The sequence below is a fragment of the Rhizobium anhuiense bv. trifolii genome, assembly GCF_024346605.1.
Taxonomy (GTDB): Bacteria; Pseudomonadota; Alphaproteobacteria; order Rhizobiales; family Rhizobiaceae; genus Rhizobium; species Rhizobium anhuiense.
This window is the reverse complement of sequence record NZ_CP098802.1, coordinates 88,776-106,311: the sequence shown is the minus strand read 5'-3', so window position 1 is coordinate 106,311 and position 17,536 is coordinate 88,776. Positions and strand designations below refer to the sequence as shown.

Here is a 17,536-nt window from a genome sequence, read left to right as displayed (position 1 = left end):
GATTCCGAATTTTGAAATGCAGAACCTGAACATTCATGCACCGTGACAGAGCTTAGAGGAGTGGCTTGTGAAACATGTTTCCATTGTCGGGAAGTTCTTTGTCATCATGGCCATTTTTGGTGTCACGGCGCTGGGACTGACATTCTATCAGAGCCGCCAGATGCTTGCGGTAAACGATAGTTACCAAGGGCTTCTCGACCGGGATGCATCTGCAGCGCTTCGATTGACACAGTCAAACAGAAGTCTCGAAACGGCGCGTGCCAGCATCAGCGACATGGTGATGACGCGGTCGAAAGAAGCGAGGGCGCGGGCAGAAGCAGGTTTGAATGACGCGCGAGAGAACTTCGTCAGGTTCATGGATCTGGCTGTCCAGGCAGTTCCCGAGCAGGGCGAACTGCCGAAGTTGAAGGCGGATGGATTCTCTGTCCTGACCGACACGTGTGGTGCAGCGATCGCTGTGGCCCGCGGCGCGACCAGTGAAGCCGAGCTTGCCATGGTACAGCAACTCTATCTGACTTTATGTCAACCCGCCTTCGCTGCCATTTCACCGAGGTTTACGTCCGTGACGGAAGAACTCGCTTCAGACGCGGAGCAAAAGCGTGCTGATGTTTTACGCATTGTCGGTGACACGTCAGTAGTGAGTTTAGGAGCAGCTATTGCCGCACTGCTCGCCGTCTCATGCTTTGGTTTCATCACAATTCGCTCCTGGTTGGTCAAACCTATCAAGCAGATGGTTTCGACGATGAAGGTCATTGCCGAGGGCGATCTGACGTTGTCTGTTGAGGGAACGATCCGCCGTGACGAGATCGGATCCATGGCCCGCGCAGTGCAAATCTTTAAGGACAACGAGTTGCGGACACGCGATCTCGAAAAGGATGTAGAGGCCAGTCGTGGGGCAAGCGAGATCGAACGTACCCGCATAGCCGACACCGAGCGCCAGCGGGCACGTGATATGGCCGAGGCCACGGCCGGGCTGGCTGAGGGTCTGAAGCAGCTTGCGGGCGGCAACCTCGTGTTCAGGCTCGACGTCAGTTTCGCTGAGGATTTCGAACCATTGCGCGCAAACTTCAATGCCGCTGTTGTTCAACTCGCTGAAAGCCTGAGAGCCGTGTCGCACACTACCGGATCGATAAATGAGGGCGCGCAGGAGATCGCTTTGAGCGCGCAGGACCTGTCCCGGCGGACTGAGCATCAGGCCGCTTCTCTGGAGGAAACTGCCGCCTCCCTGGATCAGATCACCCAGAATATCGCCAGCTCTAGCACGCGCACGGCGGAAGCCCGACACGTTGCGGTCGAGGCGAACAAATCCGCCCGTCATTCCGGGAAAGTCGTTTCCAGCGCTGTCGCAGCAATGCAGCGCATCGAACATTCTTCCTCGCAGATATCGGCTATTGTCGGCGTGATCGACGAAATCGCGTTTCAGACCAATCTCCTGGCCCTCAATGCAGGCGTTGAAGCGGCACGGTCCGGCGAGGCCGGAAAGGGCTTTGCAGTCGTTGCGCAGGAGGTGCGCGAGCTTGCTCAACGCTCAGCGCACGCAGCAAAGGAGATAAAGGATCTGATCCTCAATTCCGTTGACGAGGTCAGCAGTGGCGTCACGCTGGTTTGCGATACCGGTGAGACGCTCAAGATAATCGAGGAACAAATCGTGTTGATCAACACCCAGCTTGATGCAGTCACGGTTGCTTCCAATGAGCAGTCGGCAACTCTTTCCGAGATCAATCGGACCATCAATCAACTGGATCAAGTTACGCAGCAAAATGCTGCCTTGGCGGAGGAGTCCACGGCTGCAAGTACTGCACTTGCCGCAGAGGCAAAGCGGCTGCGGTCGATCGTCGCCCGGTTTCAGTTTGACATCGGCAGTGGGATCTCTGAGCAGCGAACCGATCAGACCAACGCCGGGACAGCGTCAATGTCTTCGCCACCGCGACATATACTGGGAAAGGGTGCGCACCCAGTCGGAACATCGAGATAGCTCGACAGCTCCATTTTGGCGCCGCTCAATACATAGCCGAGGATCGCATGCGGAGGCCGTTAGATGACGAAATTCAGCAATTCAGATAGAAGCAGACTGGCGGCACCGCGTAGAGCAGCCAGGCATTCGCCATCTCCGAAGACAAGGGCGATATCATCACCTGGGCGATGGAATACCAGATCGTGGAAGCTTTCCTGAATCAGACGAAGAATGGGGCCTCCCCCCCGTACGATGTCCCCGTGAATAACAATGAAATTCGGCGCCATAAACTGCTGGAGGTTCGCCAGGCCAACCGCGATATTGAACGCGTAGTCGCGAATGAGATCTCTCGCGCCCGGCACGTCCTTGTCGGCCAGCGTCAACAATCGGCTCACATCCAGGGAGAGAGGTCGTGGCAACCGCCTGACCTTAGCTTCGGTCCTTAACCACTTCGAGCTGGCGATCGTTTCCCAGCACCCGCGTCTGCCGCACTGGCACATCCGACCTTTGATGTCTACGGTCGTATGACCGATTTCACCACCTGCACCTGCGGGTCCGCGATAGAGATGTCCATCAAGGTAAAGCGCTCCGCCCAAAGTCTCTCCGATATAGACCGAGGCGAAGTTTCTCCGACCGCGGCCTTGTCCAAACCAGCGATCCCCAACGAGTAACGCCCTCGTATCCTGATCGACGCAGACTGTGACTCCGAAACGCCTGTTCAATTCGGTTTCGAGCGGAAATCCATCGAGGAAAGGCGCAAGCCCGACGGTCACGATCGTGCCAGTCTCCGTATTGATCATTCCTGCGACGGCTACACCGATCCCCAAGATCGGTTTTCCAAATGCGACGGCTTTTTCGATACAGGTGCTTATAACACGGAATGCGTCGGCCGCATTTGCTACGTTCTTCGGGAAATAGACGGCACTTTGAGCATAGACCTCCCCCTCCAAAGAGACCAAACACGCACTCACTCGGTCGTGCAGCAGGAGCACCGCGCAAATTGGCCTTGCGTCCTTGGAAAACCACAATTTGGTAGCCGGCTTGCCGCCTGTTTCATTGGGGGGGATGACCTCTCCTTCCGCGAGCACCCCCTGATCGAGTAAAGGCTGCACAATCCCACCGATAGTTCCTCGAGTCACACCGGTAACGCGGGCCAGATCCGCCCTGCTAGATGCTCCTATGTCGTACAAGGCTTGTAGCAATCGTCCTCGATTTGCGGCCCCTAAAGTTCCCGTCGAGATTAGCTTTTGAGCCAACGTAATGCCCTTACCGCTTTCGCTTTTATGGCTATCTTCAGGGCTGCTCTCATTCTCTCCAAGCCGGAAAGCTTGAAGTCTTCTTATCAACGAGTCCATTTCATCCGATCCTGTTTATGAATCCAACCGAGCCGCAACAGTGAGCACTCGGATTATGCGTTAGAGCCATCTGGGGTTCCTTTAAACGCGTCCTATGACCCTGGAAAACCATGAAGGATCCCTCACAAGGCTTTCTTCAATGACCTCAGATGTCCGAGCAATCGTTAAAAAACAATTGAAATATCGAAGTAACGAGCCGAAGCGGAGCGGCTCTAACGGTTGAGCCAATCATTCTACGCAACCATGTTTTGAATCCGGTATGTACTTGTCTATATTATGCCATCCAAATATATCTTCGTATATACTTGATTTTATACCCACTTTTAACTTTTGCATCTCCGAAAACGGTGCTAGCGATTGTGGGGGCTGATCAGCATTTCAATGAACGATGATTGGACAATGCAATGAACGGATTTGGTGCACCAGAGCGCAAAACGCGCAACGCGCAAGGTTCTTTCGCAGTCGAGAGGCTCGCCATTTTCGGTGGAAAACCTGTGATCCCTCGGGGACGGGTCACACCCTGGCCCGCGGCAGAGAAGAAGCACTTGGATGCGCTTCGCGGAGTTGTGGATAGTGGAAAATATCACCGCGTCAATCATCCAATTGTCAGCGATTTGGAGCAAAATCTTGCGAGGTGGACTGGGAAGTGGCAAGTGCGCGCTGTTGGCAGCGGAACGGCGGCCATCCACATCGAACTCGACTACGTCAAGGAGCGCGGAGAGCAAGTTGTTACCGCGGCACTGAATTGGCCGGGAGCGGTAGGGCCAATTACAATCAACGGCCTCCAACCGGTCTTCGTCGACGTCGACATGAGCGTAGCCGGGATTGATCAGCGGGCGGCCGCTGAAAGGTTCAACCCCGACGTCGCTGCGGTTCTGATCACCCACCTTTTCGGGAACAATGTTCTCGTCCCCGATGGAAGGCATGCTGCGCGCGCTCAAGGAATTGCAGTGATCGACGACATCTGCCAGTCGATCGCAGCCGCGAAAGCAATCGTCGGCGGCTCTCATCTTGATGCAGACGCACTCGCTCTTTCCGGAAACGGCGCTAAACACCTTGGGGCTGGCGAGCTGGGATTTGTCATAACGGAAGACGCCGACCTAATTGCACATGTTGATCGCGTATCGCTGTCAAGTTCGTCTCGGAGCGGAGCGCGAATATTTTCACCTCTTTCTCAAGGGTATAATTACCGACCCAACGTATTCTCTTCATCTATTGCGAAGCTGCGGGTCACAGAGATGGATGCGCAACTCGAAATCCGAAGAGACAACAGCAATCTGTTATGGGAAATGATCAGCGACCTAGCGGGTATACTTCCGCTTTTCGACCCGTCAGACTGCGACCATTCAATGCTCAATTTTCCTTTGCGGATTGAACCTGAGGCGCTTGGCTTTGCGCCAGGTCCGGCTGCGAGGGATTTCGTGGTCAAATCGCTGCAGGCCGAAGGTGTGCCTATCTGTGTTTGGCTTACGAAGCCCGTTTTTGAATATCTGCCGGAAATTCGCAACAACTGGAACGCCGCTGATTTTCCAAACACCGTGAGAATATTGGATACGATGTTCTACGTCTCCGAGATCGCGCCGCCCAACGGTAGCGAGTTGATGCACCTTTACGCAGATGCTTTTCACAAGGTTTGGAGTGCTCTTCATAAGCAGGGGCCGGAGATCGCCGCTGGAGCAATTTCCGGTTAAGCACCAAGCGTCGCGACAATTCCCCAGTGCCGCAATGGTCTACCTCACAGCTTTAAGCACTCCCTTCTGGGAGAAATCCAATGCTGCGCTGGGACAAACCCGAAGCCATTTCTACGACGAGGCTCCTTGTATGTCTTTCTTAAAAAAACCGGAATTATTGATCTTCGACTGCGACGGGGTTCTCGTCGACAGCGAGCTTATCGCAACCGCAGTGCATATCGAAGCGTTGGCGAAGTGCGGCTATATCATATCCGCTGAAGAGTACAATGATCGCTTCGTGGGAATGACCGACCAGCAGAGTTATTCAGTCATAGAATCCGAGCGAGGCTTCCGCCTACCAGAGGATCACCATGAAAGCGTGATGGCCGAAATTGCAAATCGTTATGCGCGTGATCTGCGCGCGACCAGCGGCGTTCGGCAAACCTTGCAAGCTCTCAATTTAAAGAAGTGCGTGGCCTCGAACAGTGACACTACAAAGCTTTGCTTGGCACTTATAGTCACTGACCTACACAATTTTTTTTGGCCCCATGTCTTCAGCGCTTCGCAAGTTGCGCGTGGTAAGCCGGCTCCAGATCTCTTTCTGTTTGCAGCACAGAATATGAAGACACCGGCCAACAGTTGTCTCGTTATTGAAGATAGCGTTGCTGGTACTCAGGCGGCGGTGGCTGCCGGAATGACGGTGATTGGCTTCGTGGGTGGCTCCCATTGCCTGCCTGGGCATGGAGGTAAACTGGCAGAGGCAGGTGCTATAGAACTATTTAATGACATGGCTACACTGCCACAGATCCTGGCGGGTTTGTGATCAGCAATTGCGCGATGGCGACCACTTGAGTCCTGGCGTCACTGTCCAGGTCAACGTCGGTGCGATAGCATCATGATAGTGCACGGTCTTCCTCATTGACCTATCCGCGCTTGTTTGCTCGGACCGCTATAGACATGGAGACACTATGACCGCGAAACCAATGGCAGCTGAAACTCCGGTAACGATCGATTACCTAGAAGAATTTCCGAATTTCCTCTCCGTTTGCACAAGCTGGGCCTTCGGACAATGGGGTTGTCAATCGTATGACTCATATGAACAAACGCAACGTGAGTTTGAAGCAGCGACGAGCAGTTCAATGCCGCTAACACTTGTTGCCATTGAAAACGCCGTGCCAGTAGGAATGATCACGTTAGCTGATCGTGACTTCGACGGAAAGCCCAATCTATCCCCGTGGTTTAAGTCGCTGTATGTCCATCCATTCCACCGCAATAAAGGAATAGCCGCGTTGTTGATCGAGCGGCTGGAGCAGGAGGCATTGCGTCTCGGTTGCAAAAGCCTTTACTTGGTAACAGAGGACGCGCGCGTCCTTTACGAAAAGAGTGGCTGGCGGGCAATTGACTACGTTCAAACATCGTTTGGCCCAGCAGATTTGATGACGAAGGTTCTGCCGGAGACTTCACTTGCCGGAAAACTCCCTACGCCACAGCATTGAGGGCGCGATATCGCGACCCATTGATGTGATCCGACTTTATGGACCATCTTGATGTTGCTGTCGCAACCATAAAGCAACCATAAAGCAAGCAGCAACCTAGGCGCTGGCTAACAGTTTCTTGTCGCTGCGATGGCATTCATCCGTGCTTCCGTTTCCAACAGCTTAACCACTTCTGAGACGCTTGTGCTGTTGCACAAGGCCGCAGGAAAAAGACGGACAACGTGCCAGCTATCCAACATTCTCGTCGAAAGGTTTTCAATCTTTATGCAAGTCAGCAACAACGTAGCAGCATCAGCGACTCTTCATTCTAGCACCTGGCGTTTTGGCCACCTCTGCAGCCGGTGGTATTTGCGAGCATCGCTCATATTGACTTCTTTTTTTGCTTTCGGTGTTTCATCCAGTGCCGAAGCAGCGGCTCTGCTGCCGGTAGAGCCTTCGCCATATCTTGTAAGTGCGATTACGAAAAACATGTTTAAGCTGCCGGAACCCGACGATGACCTGGTCATCTTATCTGCGCACCGCGGATCCTGGGAGATCTATCCAGAGAATTCAGCCTACGCCTTGCAAGACGCGTGGAATTCGCAAATCGAGAGCGTGGAAGTCGACGTCCGCTTCACTGCCGATAAGGAAGTGGTTCTATCTCACGATTACAGGATTGAGCGTGAGTCAACTGGAAGCGGTCTTCTATATAATCAAAACTTCTCTCAATTAGCAAAGGCGGATCTAAGGGACCGGCATGGTCGCGTTTTTACGGATTCGCACGGGCGCAAGGCTAAGTTCCTGACGTTCTCTGCCGCGCTCGATCTACTCTCCCAGTATGTTTCCGACGGTGGTCGTGGCTACGTGATGATCGTGGATGTAAAGGCGGCGGTCGATGATCAGGACCCGACCGATCCCATCGAGCTCATGCAACATTGCCTTGACATTCTTGCAACCAAGGCAAATGCGCAACTCAGCAAAGCCGTCGTATTCAAACTCAAAGCGAAGGATGCGGTGGATGTCGGCACGGTCCTAAATCGAACGACCTACGACCCCGGCCTCATTGGTGGGTTAATTATTGTCGAGAACCCGGATGACCCGAACGTGAAGGATTCCGGCTATGATCCGCACGAGGATCCAATCTACGATCAATGGAATGTGGCGCCGTTTTCCGTTCAATTTGAGATGAACCAATTCTACAAAGGTGACGGCCTTCAGGACTATTTCGACTATACCGACCAGAAGCAGGGCTTCGCCACCTATCATGAAAGTAACTACTATCCGGAGGGCGTTGCCAACAGCGCTGGCAAATGCTGCTTCGAGCATAACACCGATCCTAAGTCGACCGCGCAACGAGGTATTGTACCCGATTATCGAGGTGATCCGGAGATGGCGATCGTCAATCGTACGAATCTTATCACCACCGATTTGCCCGACGTAATCGGCGACATGCTGCGCCAGATGGGGCGCCGCAACACGACCAAACTCAGCCGTTAAGGCAAGACCAACGCGTCCACAAAGGATTGTTTAATGAATTATGGCAAAAGAATCTTCCTACTGTTTTCTGCGGTGGGTTGTCTTGCTGCTGGCGCGGGCCAATCGGCATCATGCATCGATGAAGCCAGTTGTCTTACAAGCGCATCCGGCAAAGTATCTCAGACTCTCACACCGAAAGTCGTGCCGATTTTCGGGCAATATCCAAAGGTGTACATACACGACTCGGCTGCAGGAGTGGATTATCCAGTGCCTGAAAATACGAGGCAGGCATTTGACTTCTATACCAATAAGACTTCTTTCAACTTTCCACCGAATGGGTCAGTCGAGACGAGTCAACCCGCATCGATCCGACCCGACAGAGGATTCACAGTCCTTTTGGTAGAAAAGACCCGAGACAATACCGTTCCTAATGGCGGTAGCGCGCTGTCGCTACTCAGTTCCACTTCCAGCGGCGCCCACCTATCGTTCGCGTTAGGCGCCACGCCTAACGCCAATGGTCAAAAGTGGTCTTTTGCAAAAAGCCTGCTTCAAAGTGGAAAGGCGGATACTGCGTGGTGGCAAAAGCCGTGGGATATGAACGTCGTGGGGCCAACAGGCGCATTCTCCGGCACAGAGTGGATTTACTACACCTTCACTCCAGACGGCAAACTTCGCATCGACCGTTTCGCGCCATATTCCTATCTTTTGGTGCTTACAGCTTACCGATGGGATGAGGCAGTGCTCGACAGCGGGTTCCCGCATTCTGCCTACAGCTCTGGTACGCCAACCGGCCGCCCGAAATCCGTCACTTTCGACTCGGTTGGCCCATGGGTTATTGGCGCGGCCGCAGTGCCCGGGCAGAGCTCGCCGATGATCGAGCCAATAGAGGCACTGCCGGGCTTTGAGGGGGCGACGGTCTTTTCGACCCCGTTGTCCATGAAAGAAGTTATAGCGTATCAGAATTCTCTGAAGTCGAGCGATTTTCTCGGTGTCAACATGCTGCCATGCAACAGCGGTCAGTACCTTTCCAGGGAAATCAGGACTCCCTGTGGTACGGGTAGTCCTGGTAATCCTCCGTCGAATGTTAATTCGGTGGCTCGAGATGGGATCAGCACCAATGTCGAACGCCAAAACTAGGCACGTTGGACGACCCTCGTTTGTTCAGACGACGATTAGTGGTCGGTTTTCCTTTCCGCGTTTCTCGCCGACGGTCGGTGCGTGCTTCAATTACAAAGGTGAGGATTGTGGTTTCAGACACTGGAACGAGTATGCCGGTGACGTGCCCCCCGGTAGCGGCCGGGACCAGTTCTTATCCGATCGCTAACAGGCCAGCGTGCGCGTTGCAGGTTCGGTAACAGCCTATCGCGCGTAAGCGTCGCCCAGAACCAGCTTCGCATATTCGTGCATCCTCTGTATCGAGGAGGGTATATCTCCAGTGGAAGCCACATGATCGGAAAGTTTCTCTATACGCATAAGTAGCTTTCCGGCTTGCATGTAATGATGCCTGAATACCGGGACAGGGTATACTGCCGAAATATAGGTTTGCTGCGCCCCATCGAGACAGCCTTTCGACAGCTTGATGTCCAGCATCAAGCTCAACATCATGTGCGGCGCCGTGAACCATCCAAATGTCGTACTGCCAAGAGAATAGGCAATCACGGCAATTCTCTTTGGATCGCGTTTGGTAGGGTAAAACTCGACAGGTTGGATTACATGTGGGTGATGACCTAAGAGGAGATCTACTCCAGCCTCGACCAGTTCATGCGCAGCATCTATCTGACTTTTCCGAGGGAAAAACTCAAACTCCCAACCCCAGTGGAGCGAGCCGACGATGAAATCGCAGCCTTGCGCTTTGCAGTGCGCAATCTGACGTTTCAATAGCTCTAGTTCGGGTGCAACATATTTCGAGCAGAGTTTGGCGACGTGAATGCGATGCGTCTCATGAGCCGGCAGCTTGAACCTTCGGATGCCGAAAGTTGCAGAAACGAATCCAATTTTGATACCCTTACTCGTCAGAATGCTTCCACGGCCATATTCGTCGACGTCTCGCGGCGTACCAACATTCATGATGTCGTATTGCTCGAGCAGCTTCTGCGTCGTTTCCAAACCCGCGAGATCGAGGTCGAAGGTGTGATTGTTTGCGGTGTTGAGAACGGTGAAATGTTTGCCGTTATGCTGAGTCAACGTCGAATACTGTTCCGCTGAACAGCACATCGTGAATGAGCGTCCGTCACCCAGGACTTTCTTGACTTTATCATCTTGTGCAACGACGGACTCGTAATTTGCAAACGAGAGATCTTTTTGGAACAGAACGTCGGCTACATTCGAGAAGAGCACATCTTTCGATCGTTCAAGGCCCTCGGCTTGAATCAGATCGCCCGCAACTCCCATTGAAAGGGAGCACTCGACCTTGAAGTTGGGAGACAGCGTCAAGGCATTATTGTCACGGCGCTTTAAGAGGTCACGTGCACCGGCCTCTGGTTTGGTGATCGGTCGCGCGCTCTTATAAAACCAGTAAACCTCGTCACGAAAACCAAATTCAGCGCCATCGGTAGCAGCGCCTTCAAGCGGCGCATCCCAATAATCGACAAGCAACGCCCCGCGTGCGGCAAGTTCTATCAAGCGAGCGTCCGGCCTATAAAATTTGTAGGGGGTTTCAGGAAGCTTCGGGGCTGTCAAACTCATCTTTAGTCTCCAATCATATCGCGGTCTAACGAGCTGGCTCTTCTATAAGTCTGACAGCTCAATAGGAGTCGGCGATTGGGCCTCGCGCCGACGGCGCTTGAATGCAACAACCACACCGCTACAAAGGTGTCTAAATATTTATCAGCAAAAGCCTCTATTTTTTCCGATTTTCGGGAATCCCTTCGGCTAACCGAGTCGGAATAGCGGTTTGTCCCTGGTTTATTTACGGGTCGCCTGAGGCCGGCACCGCCTGTAAGCAGGCAAAAATGAGTGCAACGGATAATGTGGCAAGCGCGCATGCCAAAAGCAGTAATAGGGGAAGAGAATTGGCGGCTAGTGGATTGATCGCGACGAAAGATTCCGTTCTGAGATTCCCAACCGTTTGGGATTGTGCGACGGTTGGGGATGCGCACAGGGATCACATTTGACGTCACCGCCGCCGACCGTTCTCGGCTTGAAGCCATCATTGCTGCCCCAACGTCTCCGCAGAAGCATGTCTGGCGGGCCAAGATCATCTTGATGAGCGGCAACGGCCTGGGAACGGTCGCCATCATGCAGGCGACGGGAAAGTCCAAACCTTGCGTCTGGCGCTGGCAGGAGCGTTTCATGTCCGAGGGGGTCGATGGCCTGTTGCGCGACAAGAGCAGGCCTCCGGGCATGGCGCCTCTGGAGAGCGACGTGGTGGAACAGGTCGTTGCGCTGACGCTGGAACCGCCTCGACAGGAGGCAACGCACTGGACCGTGCGTGCCATGGCAAATGCCGTTGGGATCGCGGCCTCTTCCGTCGTCAAGATCTGGCACGAGCATGGGCTGGCGCCGCATCGGTGGCGCAGTTTCAAACTCTCCAACGACAAGGCTTTTGCCGAGAAGCTTCACGATGTCGTCGGTCTCTACGTCTCGCCACCGGCCCACGCCATTGTCTTGTCCGTCGATGAGAAAAGCCAGATCCAGGCGCTCGACCGGACCCAACCAGGCTTGCCGCTCAAGAAGGGGCGCGCCGGCACAATGACCCACGATTACAAACGCCACGGCACGACCACCCTGTTTGCCGCCCTCAATGTTCTCGACGGATCGGTCATCGGCCGAAACATGCAGCGCCACCGGCATCAGGAGTTTATTCGGTTCCTCAACGCCATTGAGGCGGAGCTGCCGAAAGATAAGGCGGTCCACGTCATTCTCGACAATTACGCGACGCATAAACAGCCGAAGGTCCGCGCCTGGCTGGCAAGGCATCCACGATGGACCTTCCACTTCGTCCCGATATCGTGCTCATGGCTCAATGCTGTCGAAGGCTTCTTCGCAAAACTGACACGCCGGCGGCTGAAGCACGGCGTTTTCCACTCCGTCGTTGACCTGCAGGCGGCCATCAACCGCTTCGTCAAAGAACACAACCACGAACCAAAGCCATTCATCTGGAAAGCAGACCCCGATGAGATCAACGCAGCCGTCAAACGTGGGCACCAAACGTTGGAATCAATCCACTAGGGCGAACAGTCCTGCACAACAGACTAGTGGCCCCAACCTGCCAGCAAGGCTTGCTATGGCAATGACTAAGGGACCGACCACGACAGCTGAACTGCCTAATGCTGCCTCCAAGTCGAAAGCAGCTGCCATGCGGCTCCCGTCAAGCATCCGCGCAAGAAGGGCCCGCGTTGGGGCGGTGATAGGCGGGACCGTAGCACCAGCCAAAACAGACGCGGCAACGGCAGGCGTTGCGCCATTCACAACTCCAATGGCCACGTGACAGGAAAAGGTCACTAACCCCAGCCCTAACATTACCGATCGAAGTCCTGTTTTCGTCGCGACCCAAATCCATAGTGGTTGGCTAAAAGCGCCCATTAAGGTCCAGCCCGTTAGCGCAATTGATGCAGATGCCATCGAAGGTCTCTCGGAGAGCGTGAGGAGGATCGCAAGGGGCGCCATTGCCGCGGCGATACGATAGAGAAACGTTATGCCGAGGATACCCAGCGCCCTTGAAGGAAGTCTACTCATGCTAGTGACATTCACGTGGGTCAAAACTCGAACTAACTTTCCCAAAAAGAGGTGACTGTCTCCGGACTAAGGAAGATTGATTGCTCCTGCCATTGATCTCGCCCGGCGATTGTCGCGCCAGTGTGTCCAGCCTTGCGCGAACGTTCGGAACCGAGATCGTCGGCGTCGCATTGCTAGAACGTGCGGTTTGGAACTACCCGCATACGGTATTCTTCGATACTGTCAGACTAGGTAGGGTTCGCATTTCAAGGTGGAGGTGGGCGGCATGATGAAGGTGTGGCGCTTGACGAGACCCGCTAAAAGGGGATCAGCCAGGCGACCTACTCTAACTCATGCCGCCCGAGAAGAGGCGAAGCGTGAGAAACAAGTACGCGCCCGTTTCCCCGCGAAACTCGCTGAGGTGACCGATTTGAAAATCCACGCCAGTTGAGTTGACGGGCAAACTCGGTCTCGCTCATGAGCAGCGCCCTCGCAACCGAGCTTGATCACCAATTCACCGCGGGTTCTAGGACGACGATTCTCCGGGCCGCGCACTCTCTTGTTCTGAAACAAAGCTTCACATCACCTCGAATTCACAGCAAAACTTAATTTTCCCTTTCTCAAAAAACGGAAAGATAGACACTCAATATTGATAATTCGGTAGACTTTGCATGTGCGCTGTGACTTCCTCAAGAGACGCCTTTGAAGTTTGCTCAAAGCGAGAACTACAAAACTGGGCTCATCAAATAACCACAGGGGAACTCACATGCGCCTAACATCATCAATCGCATACCTCACTGCCGCATTCGCTCTTACAGGTGCAGCAGCCACTTCGGCGCAAGCTTCTGTGCTCGAGAATGTTAAGCAGCGTGGCGTGCTCAATTGTGGAACCGACAATACCACGCCAGGTTTCGGCTACCTTAACCCGAAAACCTCGAAGATGGAGGGGGTTGATGTAGACCTTTGCCGCGCCGCTGCGGCCGCCGTTCTGGGTGATCCCGACAAAGTCAACTTCGTTGTTGTGACGGATAAAAGTCGTTTCAACGCCGTACAGACAGGTCAGGTTGATATCGTTTACGCACATACTTCTCTGTTTGCGTCCCGAGCAGCGGCGCTTGCAGTCGATTTCCTTCCGCCGTACTTCTTCGACGGCGGCGGAGTCATGGTCACTGCCGCGTCCGGTGTGAAGTCGATCAACGATCTTTCTGGCGCAGCAATCTGCACTACTCAAGGATCCGGCAGCGAGGCGACGATTGCCCAAGAAGTCAAAGCCCGTAACATCACGAACACGAAAATCCTGACCTTTGACACAAGCGAAAAGCTGTTCTCTGCACTCACGAGTGGCCGGTGCAACGCCATGTACACAGACAAATCGGCTCTTGCAGCTTGGCGGGGAAACTCCCCGAAGTCATCTGACTACGTCATATTGCCGGAGACGCTCGGAGTAGCTCCATTTGCCGGAATTGTCGTTCAGAACGATCCTGAATGGCGAAAACTGATGAGCTGGACGCTCTACGCTTTGCTTCAAGCCGATGACTGGGGCATTACGAGCACGAACCTGGCCGAGATGCAGAAGTCTGCGGATCCGTCGATTCAGAAGTTTCTTGGTGTGAATGGCGGATTTGGTGCCGATTTCCACGTCTCGGATAGCTTTATTTCCGACATGATCAAGGCGGTCGGCAATTATGGCGAAATCTATGACCGGTCGCTTGGGCCGAAGACACCGCTCTTCCTAGAGCGCGACAAGACTCCTAACGCTCTCCCGAAAAACGGTGGCATCTTGTACTCGATCCTGTGGCTTTGACGCCGCACCGACCATGCCAGGACGTTTTTGCTTAGGGCCGTGATATGATGAATAACCTTACGCAGGTACGGCTCGAGCCGGCTACGCCGCTGTCAGCAGGACGGCGGCGTAGCGCCCGGATCCGCCACAAGATGATCCACGGCAGCATCGTCATCGCTGCAATTGCCCTCGTTGCTGCCGTTGGCGTAGCAATCCAGCAAAGTTTGATGGCTCGGGGCATTTCCTTCAGCTTCGATTATCTTTCGCGACCGTCGCAGTTCAATATGAGCGAAGGTTTTGCAACTGCCTGGCAAGGCTGGTGGCCGGTATTTCCCGAGGTCACGTCGGCGTCCACAAACCTGCAGATGCTCACGGCAGGATTGTTCAATACGATAAAGGTAGCGATCCTTGCGGTCATATTCTCCACCCTGGTCGGCGTGGTTTTCGGTGTCGCTCGACTATCGACGAACTGGTTAATACGCCAGTGCGCTTTCATCGTCGTAGAGTTTGTTCGCAATACCCCGCTGCTCATACAGGTGGTCTTCTGGTACTTTGCATTCTTTCTTCAGCTTGCGCCTGTAACAGATGCGGCGAATGTTGAATCGTGGTTTGTCTTTGGGCAATCCGGCCTGTTTTTGCCTTTACCTCAGATTTCTAGCGGCTTTGGCGGCCTCGCTCTGGTCGTCGCGGCGATAGCTTTCTTGTTGGCGGCCTGCTCTTCGCGCCTCTCTTCCACCCTTCGGTGGTCGATGCTCGCCGCAGGTATTTTGGCAGCTACCGCGAGCTATGCCGCAGGGTTTCGCATCGAACTGGCTTTGCCGATTGTTGGACGTTTCGGTGCTACTGGGGGAATTCAGTTATCAGCTGAGATGTCTGCGATCCTCACGGCCATAATTGTCAATAGTACAGCCTATATCGCGGAGATCGTTCGCGGCGCTATTGAAGGGCTGCCGAAAGGTCAGTGGGAAGCCGCCGCCTCTGTCGGGTTATCCCGTCGAGACACGATACGAGACGTAATCCTTCCCCAAGTCATTCGAATTATTTTACCGTCCCTCGCAAACCGCTACATCAGCTTGACTAAAGATACTTCACTCGGGATTGCGATCGGATTCCCTGACCTGTTCAACGTCAGCGGCACGGTCGCAAACCAGTCGGGACACAGTCTCGAGACAGTAGTGATTGTTATGGCCATCTATCTGCTGCTCAGTTGGATAATCAGCGCCCTCATCAGCTATGCGAACGCACGCGCTACTTTGGAGGGTTCACGGTGATGGCAAGATCGTACCTGTGGATACGACGGAACCTCTTCAGCAGTGTCTTCGATTCCGTTTTGTCGATACTTGTGCTCGCGCTGCTCGTTTGGGCATCGGCGCGCTTTCTAGGCTGGGCACTACACGATGCACATTGGCGCGGCATATATGAAAGCCGACGCCTTCTGCTGGTTGGCTTATATCCGCCGGAGGACATATGGCGGACGTGGGTAATGCTTGGGATCGTAGCCGTTGCGATCGGCGCCATGATGCTCCCCAAGCTACGTCGTTTTCCGATTTTGATCTTCCTGGTCGCGAGTGCAGCCGCAATTTTGGTTTTGGCGCCTCCGGGATTTGATCGCTGGGGCGGCCTGCTTCTGAGCCTTATGCTCGCTGTGATTGTCTCAGCTGCATCCCTGCCGCTTGGTGTCCTGCTAGCCTTCGGCCGGACCAGTCGTAACCCGAGCCTACGAGCCTGCTGCACCGGGTATATCGAGGTGATGCGTTCAGTTCCATTGATCCTCGTTGTCTATTGGATCTGGATCACAGTGCCGTTGTTTTTGCCTGACGGGTCAGTCTCCTCTCTCGTGCGTGGTATGATTGGTTACACCGCATTCAACGCCGCTTACGTGGCGGAATTTGTTCGCAGCGGCATCCAAGCCGTGCCGCGTGGGCAGGCGGAAGCGGCCAAGTCTTTGGGAATGTCGAATTGGACAATCTCCACCGAAATCGTTTTGCCCCAAGCCATTCGGTTTGTTCAACCAGCCCTTGTGGGCAACGTACTCGACGTCTTCAATGGTGCAACACTGGTGTTCATTATCGGATTGACCGACTTTTTGCGAGCAGGACAGATGATCCTGGCGGATCCGGCTTCAAGCGGCACGGTCACCGAAGTGTATGTCTTTATGTTCGCCGTGTACTTCCTGATCGGTTCAGCAATCACCTTCGGAGCTCGCCGGATGGAAGCTCGTATGCAGAGGAGTGCTCGTTAATGCCAACCCAATCCAATGGCTCCAATCCAACGATTGTCACGTTCGCCAACGTCAACAAATTTTATGGCACGTTCCAGGCACTATCAAATGTCAGCCTGTCGGTGACAGCAGGCGAAGTTGTGGTGCTCATTGGCGCAAGCGGCTCTGGGAAATCTACCCTCATCCGATGTGTCAACGGCCTGGAGACATATCAAGACGGCTCATTGACGGTCGACGGCCATTCCATGCCGACCACGGAAGATCTCGAGTCCAGCGGTGCCAAGGCGCTGCATCAGATCAGGCGTGGTGTGGGCATGGTGTTCCAGCAATTTAATTTATTTCCGCACAAGACAGTGCTGGAAAATGTCACGCTCGCTCCAATTCGCGTTCGTGGGAAGTCTCGGGCAGACGCGGAGGCAACGGGTGTGCGGCTACTTGATCGCGTTGGATTGGCAAACCAAGCACAAAAGTATCCGGGTCAATTGTCCGGCGGACAGCAACAACGTGTCGCTATCGCACGTTCTCTAGCGATGGAGCCGCACGTCATGCTGTTTGACGAACCTACATCTGCGCTCGATCCCGAGTTAGTGGGTGAGGTGCTCGACGTCATGCGCGAGCTGCGCAATGAGGGCATGACGATGATGATCGTGACCCATGAAATGGCATTTGCTCGCGAGGTCGCCAATCGGGTCATCTATATGGACCGAGGAGCGATCGTGGAGGTTGGTCAGCCGGAACAAATATTCGACAAACCGACGAATGAGCGCACTCGCACCTTCCTGTCTCGTGTGTTGAAGCACTGAGAACGACCAGCTGAGCGCTGTAGATCTGGCTCGAGTTCGCAGCTTTTTAGCTTTGGCAACCATCAGTTCGATTGCTGGTGCCTCAACTGTGACTATCAGCTTATCGAACTGAATTGCATGACGCGGAGCACGTTGCAGAACTC

General features: G+C 54.1%; 13 protein-coding genes. 11 read left to right on the top strand and 2 right to left on the bottom strand.

Annotated elements, in window-relative coordinates; translation table 11 throughout:
- Positions 1–67 precede the first annotated feature (67 nt).
- Entirely contained in the window at positions 68–1,975 is a 1,908-nt protein-coding gene (locus tag NE851_RS07395; RefSeq protein WP_254956862.1) for a methyl-accepting chemotaxis protein, read from the top strand.
- 59 nt (positions 1,976–2,034) lie between these two features.
- On the opposite strand, the gene NE851_RS07390 is transcribed toward NE851_RS07395, so the two are convergent.
- Positions 2,035–3,309, bottom strand: coding sequence for an ROK family protein (locus NE851_RS07390; RefSeq protein ID WP_166481260.1), 1,275 nt, complete (start codon positions 3,307–3,309; stop codon positions 2,035–2,037).
- Between the two features lie 404 nt (positions 3,310–3,713).
- Here NE851_RS07390 and NE851_RS07385 point away from each other — a divergent pair, with 404 nt between their 5' ends.
- The 5 genes from NE851_RS07385 (at position 3,714) to NE851_RS07365 (ending at position 9,067) form a co-directional block, all read left to right on the top strand.
- Entirely contained in the window at positions 3,714–5,000 is a 1,287-nt protein-coding gene (locus tag NE851_RS07385; protein ID WP_166481259.1) for a DegT/DnrJ/EryC1/StrS family aminotransferase, read from the top strand.
- 130 nt (positions 5,001–5,130) lie between these two features.
- Positions 5,131–5,802: an HAD family hydrolase gene (locus NE851_RS07380; protein ID WP_128408570.1), complete on the top strand. Its 672-nt coding sequence runs from the start codon at positions 5,131–5,133 to the stop codon at positions 5,800–5,802.
- Positions 5,803–5,947: 145 nt separating this feature from the next.
- Positions 5,948–6,475, top strand: coding sequence for a GNAT family N-acetyltransferase (locus tag NE851_RS07375; RefSeq protein WP_254956857.1), 528 nt, complete (start codon positions 5,948–5,950; stop codon positions 6,473–6,475).
- Positions 6,476–6,604: 129 nt separating this feature from the next.
- Positions 6,605–7,951, top strand: coding sequence for a glycerophosphodiester phosphodiesterase family protein (locus tag NE851_RS07370; RefSeq protein ID WP_245458260.1), 1,347 nt, complete (start codon positions 6,605–6,607; stop codon positions 7,949–7,951).
- A gap of 33 nt (positions 7,952–7,984) precedes the next feature.
- Positions 7,985–9,067 carry a hypothetical protein gene (locus tag NE851_RS07365; RefSeq protein ID WP_254956848.1) on the top strand — a complete coding sequence of 361 codons (1,083 nt, stop codon included), beginning with the start codon at positions 7,985–7,987 and terminating at the stop codon, positions 9,065–9,067.
- A 222-nt stretch (positions 9,068–9,289) separates the two neighbouring features.
- Here NE851_RS07365 and NE851_RS07360 read toward each other — a convergent pair whose 3' ends face one another.
- Positions 9,290–10,615, bottom strand: coding sequence for a CapA family protein (locus NE851_RS07360; RefSeq protein WP_254956846.1), 1,326 nt, complete (start codon positions 10,613–10,615; stop codon positions 9,290–9,292).
- A gap of 405 nt (positions 10,616–11,020) precedes the next feature.
- On the opposite strand from NE851_RS07360, the gene NE851_RS07355 reads away from it, so the two are divergent.
- The 5 genes from NE851_RS07355 (at position 11,021) to NE851_RS07335 (ending at position 17,393) form a co-directional block, all read left to right on the top strand.
- The gene (locus NE851_RS07355) at positions 11,021–12,100 is read left to right on the top strand and encodes an IS630 family transposase (protein WP_254956844.1); all 1,080 of its coding nucleotides are present in this window, start codon (positions 11,021–11,023) and stop codon (positions 12,098–12,100) included.
- A 1,252-nt stretch (positions 12,101–13,352) separates the two neighbouring features.
- Entirely contained in the window at positions 13,353–14,390 is a 1,038-nt protein-coding gene (locus tag NE851_RS07350; RefSeq protein ID WP_254956842.1) for a transporter substrate-binding domain-containing protein, read from the top strand.
- Between the two features lie 44 nt (positions 14,391–14,434).
- Complete coding sequence (locus tag NE851_RS07345; RefSeq protein WP_254956840.1) at positions 14,435–15,640, top strand: ABC transporter permease subunit; 1,206 nt, start codon at positions 14,435–14,437, stop codon at positions 15,638–15,640.
- Between the two features lie 212 nt (positions 15,641–15,852).
- A complete protein-coding gene (locus NE851_RS07340) occupies positions 15,853–16,611 on the top strand; it encodes an amino acid ABC transporter permease (RefSeq protein WP_254956838.1) in 759 nt (252 codons plus the stop codon).
- Positions 16,611–17,393: an amino acid ABC transporter ATP-binding protein gene (locus NE851_RS07335; RefSeq protein ID WP_254956836.1), complete on the top strand. Its 783-nt coding sequence runs from the start codon at positions 16,611–16,613 to the stop codon at positions 17,391–17,393. The genes NE851_RS07340 and NE851_RS07335 overlap by 1 nt, the downstream gene beginning before the upstream one ends.
- The last annotated feature ends 143 nt before the right edge of the window (positions 17,394–17,536 follow it).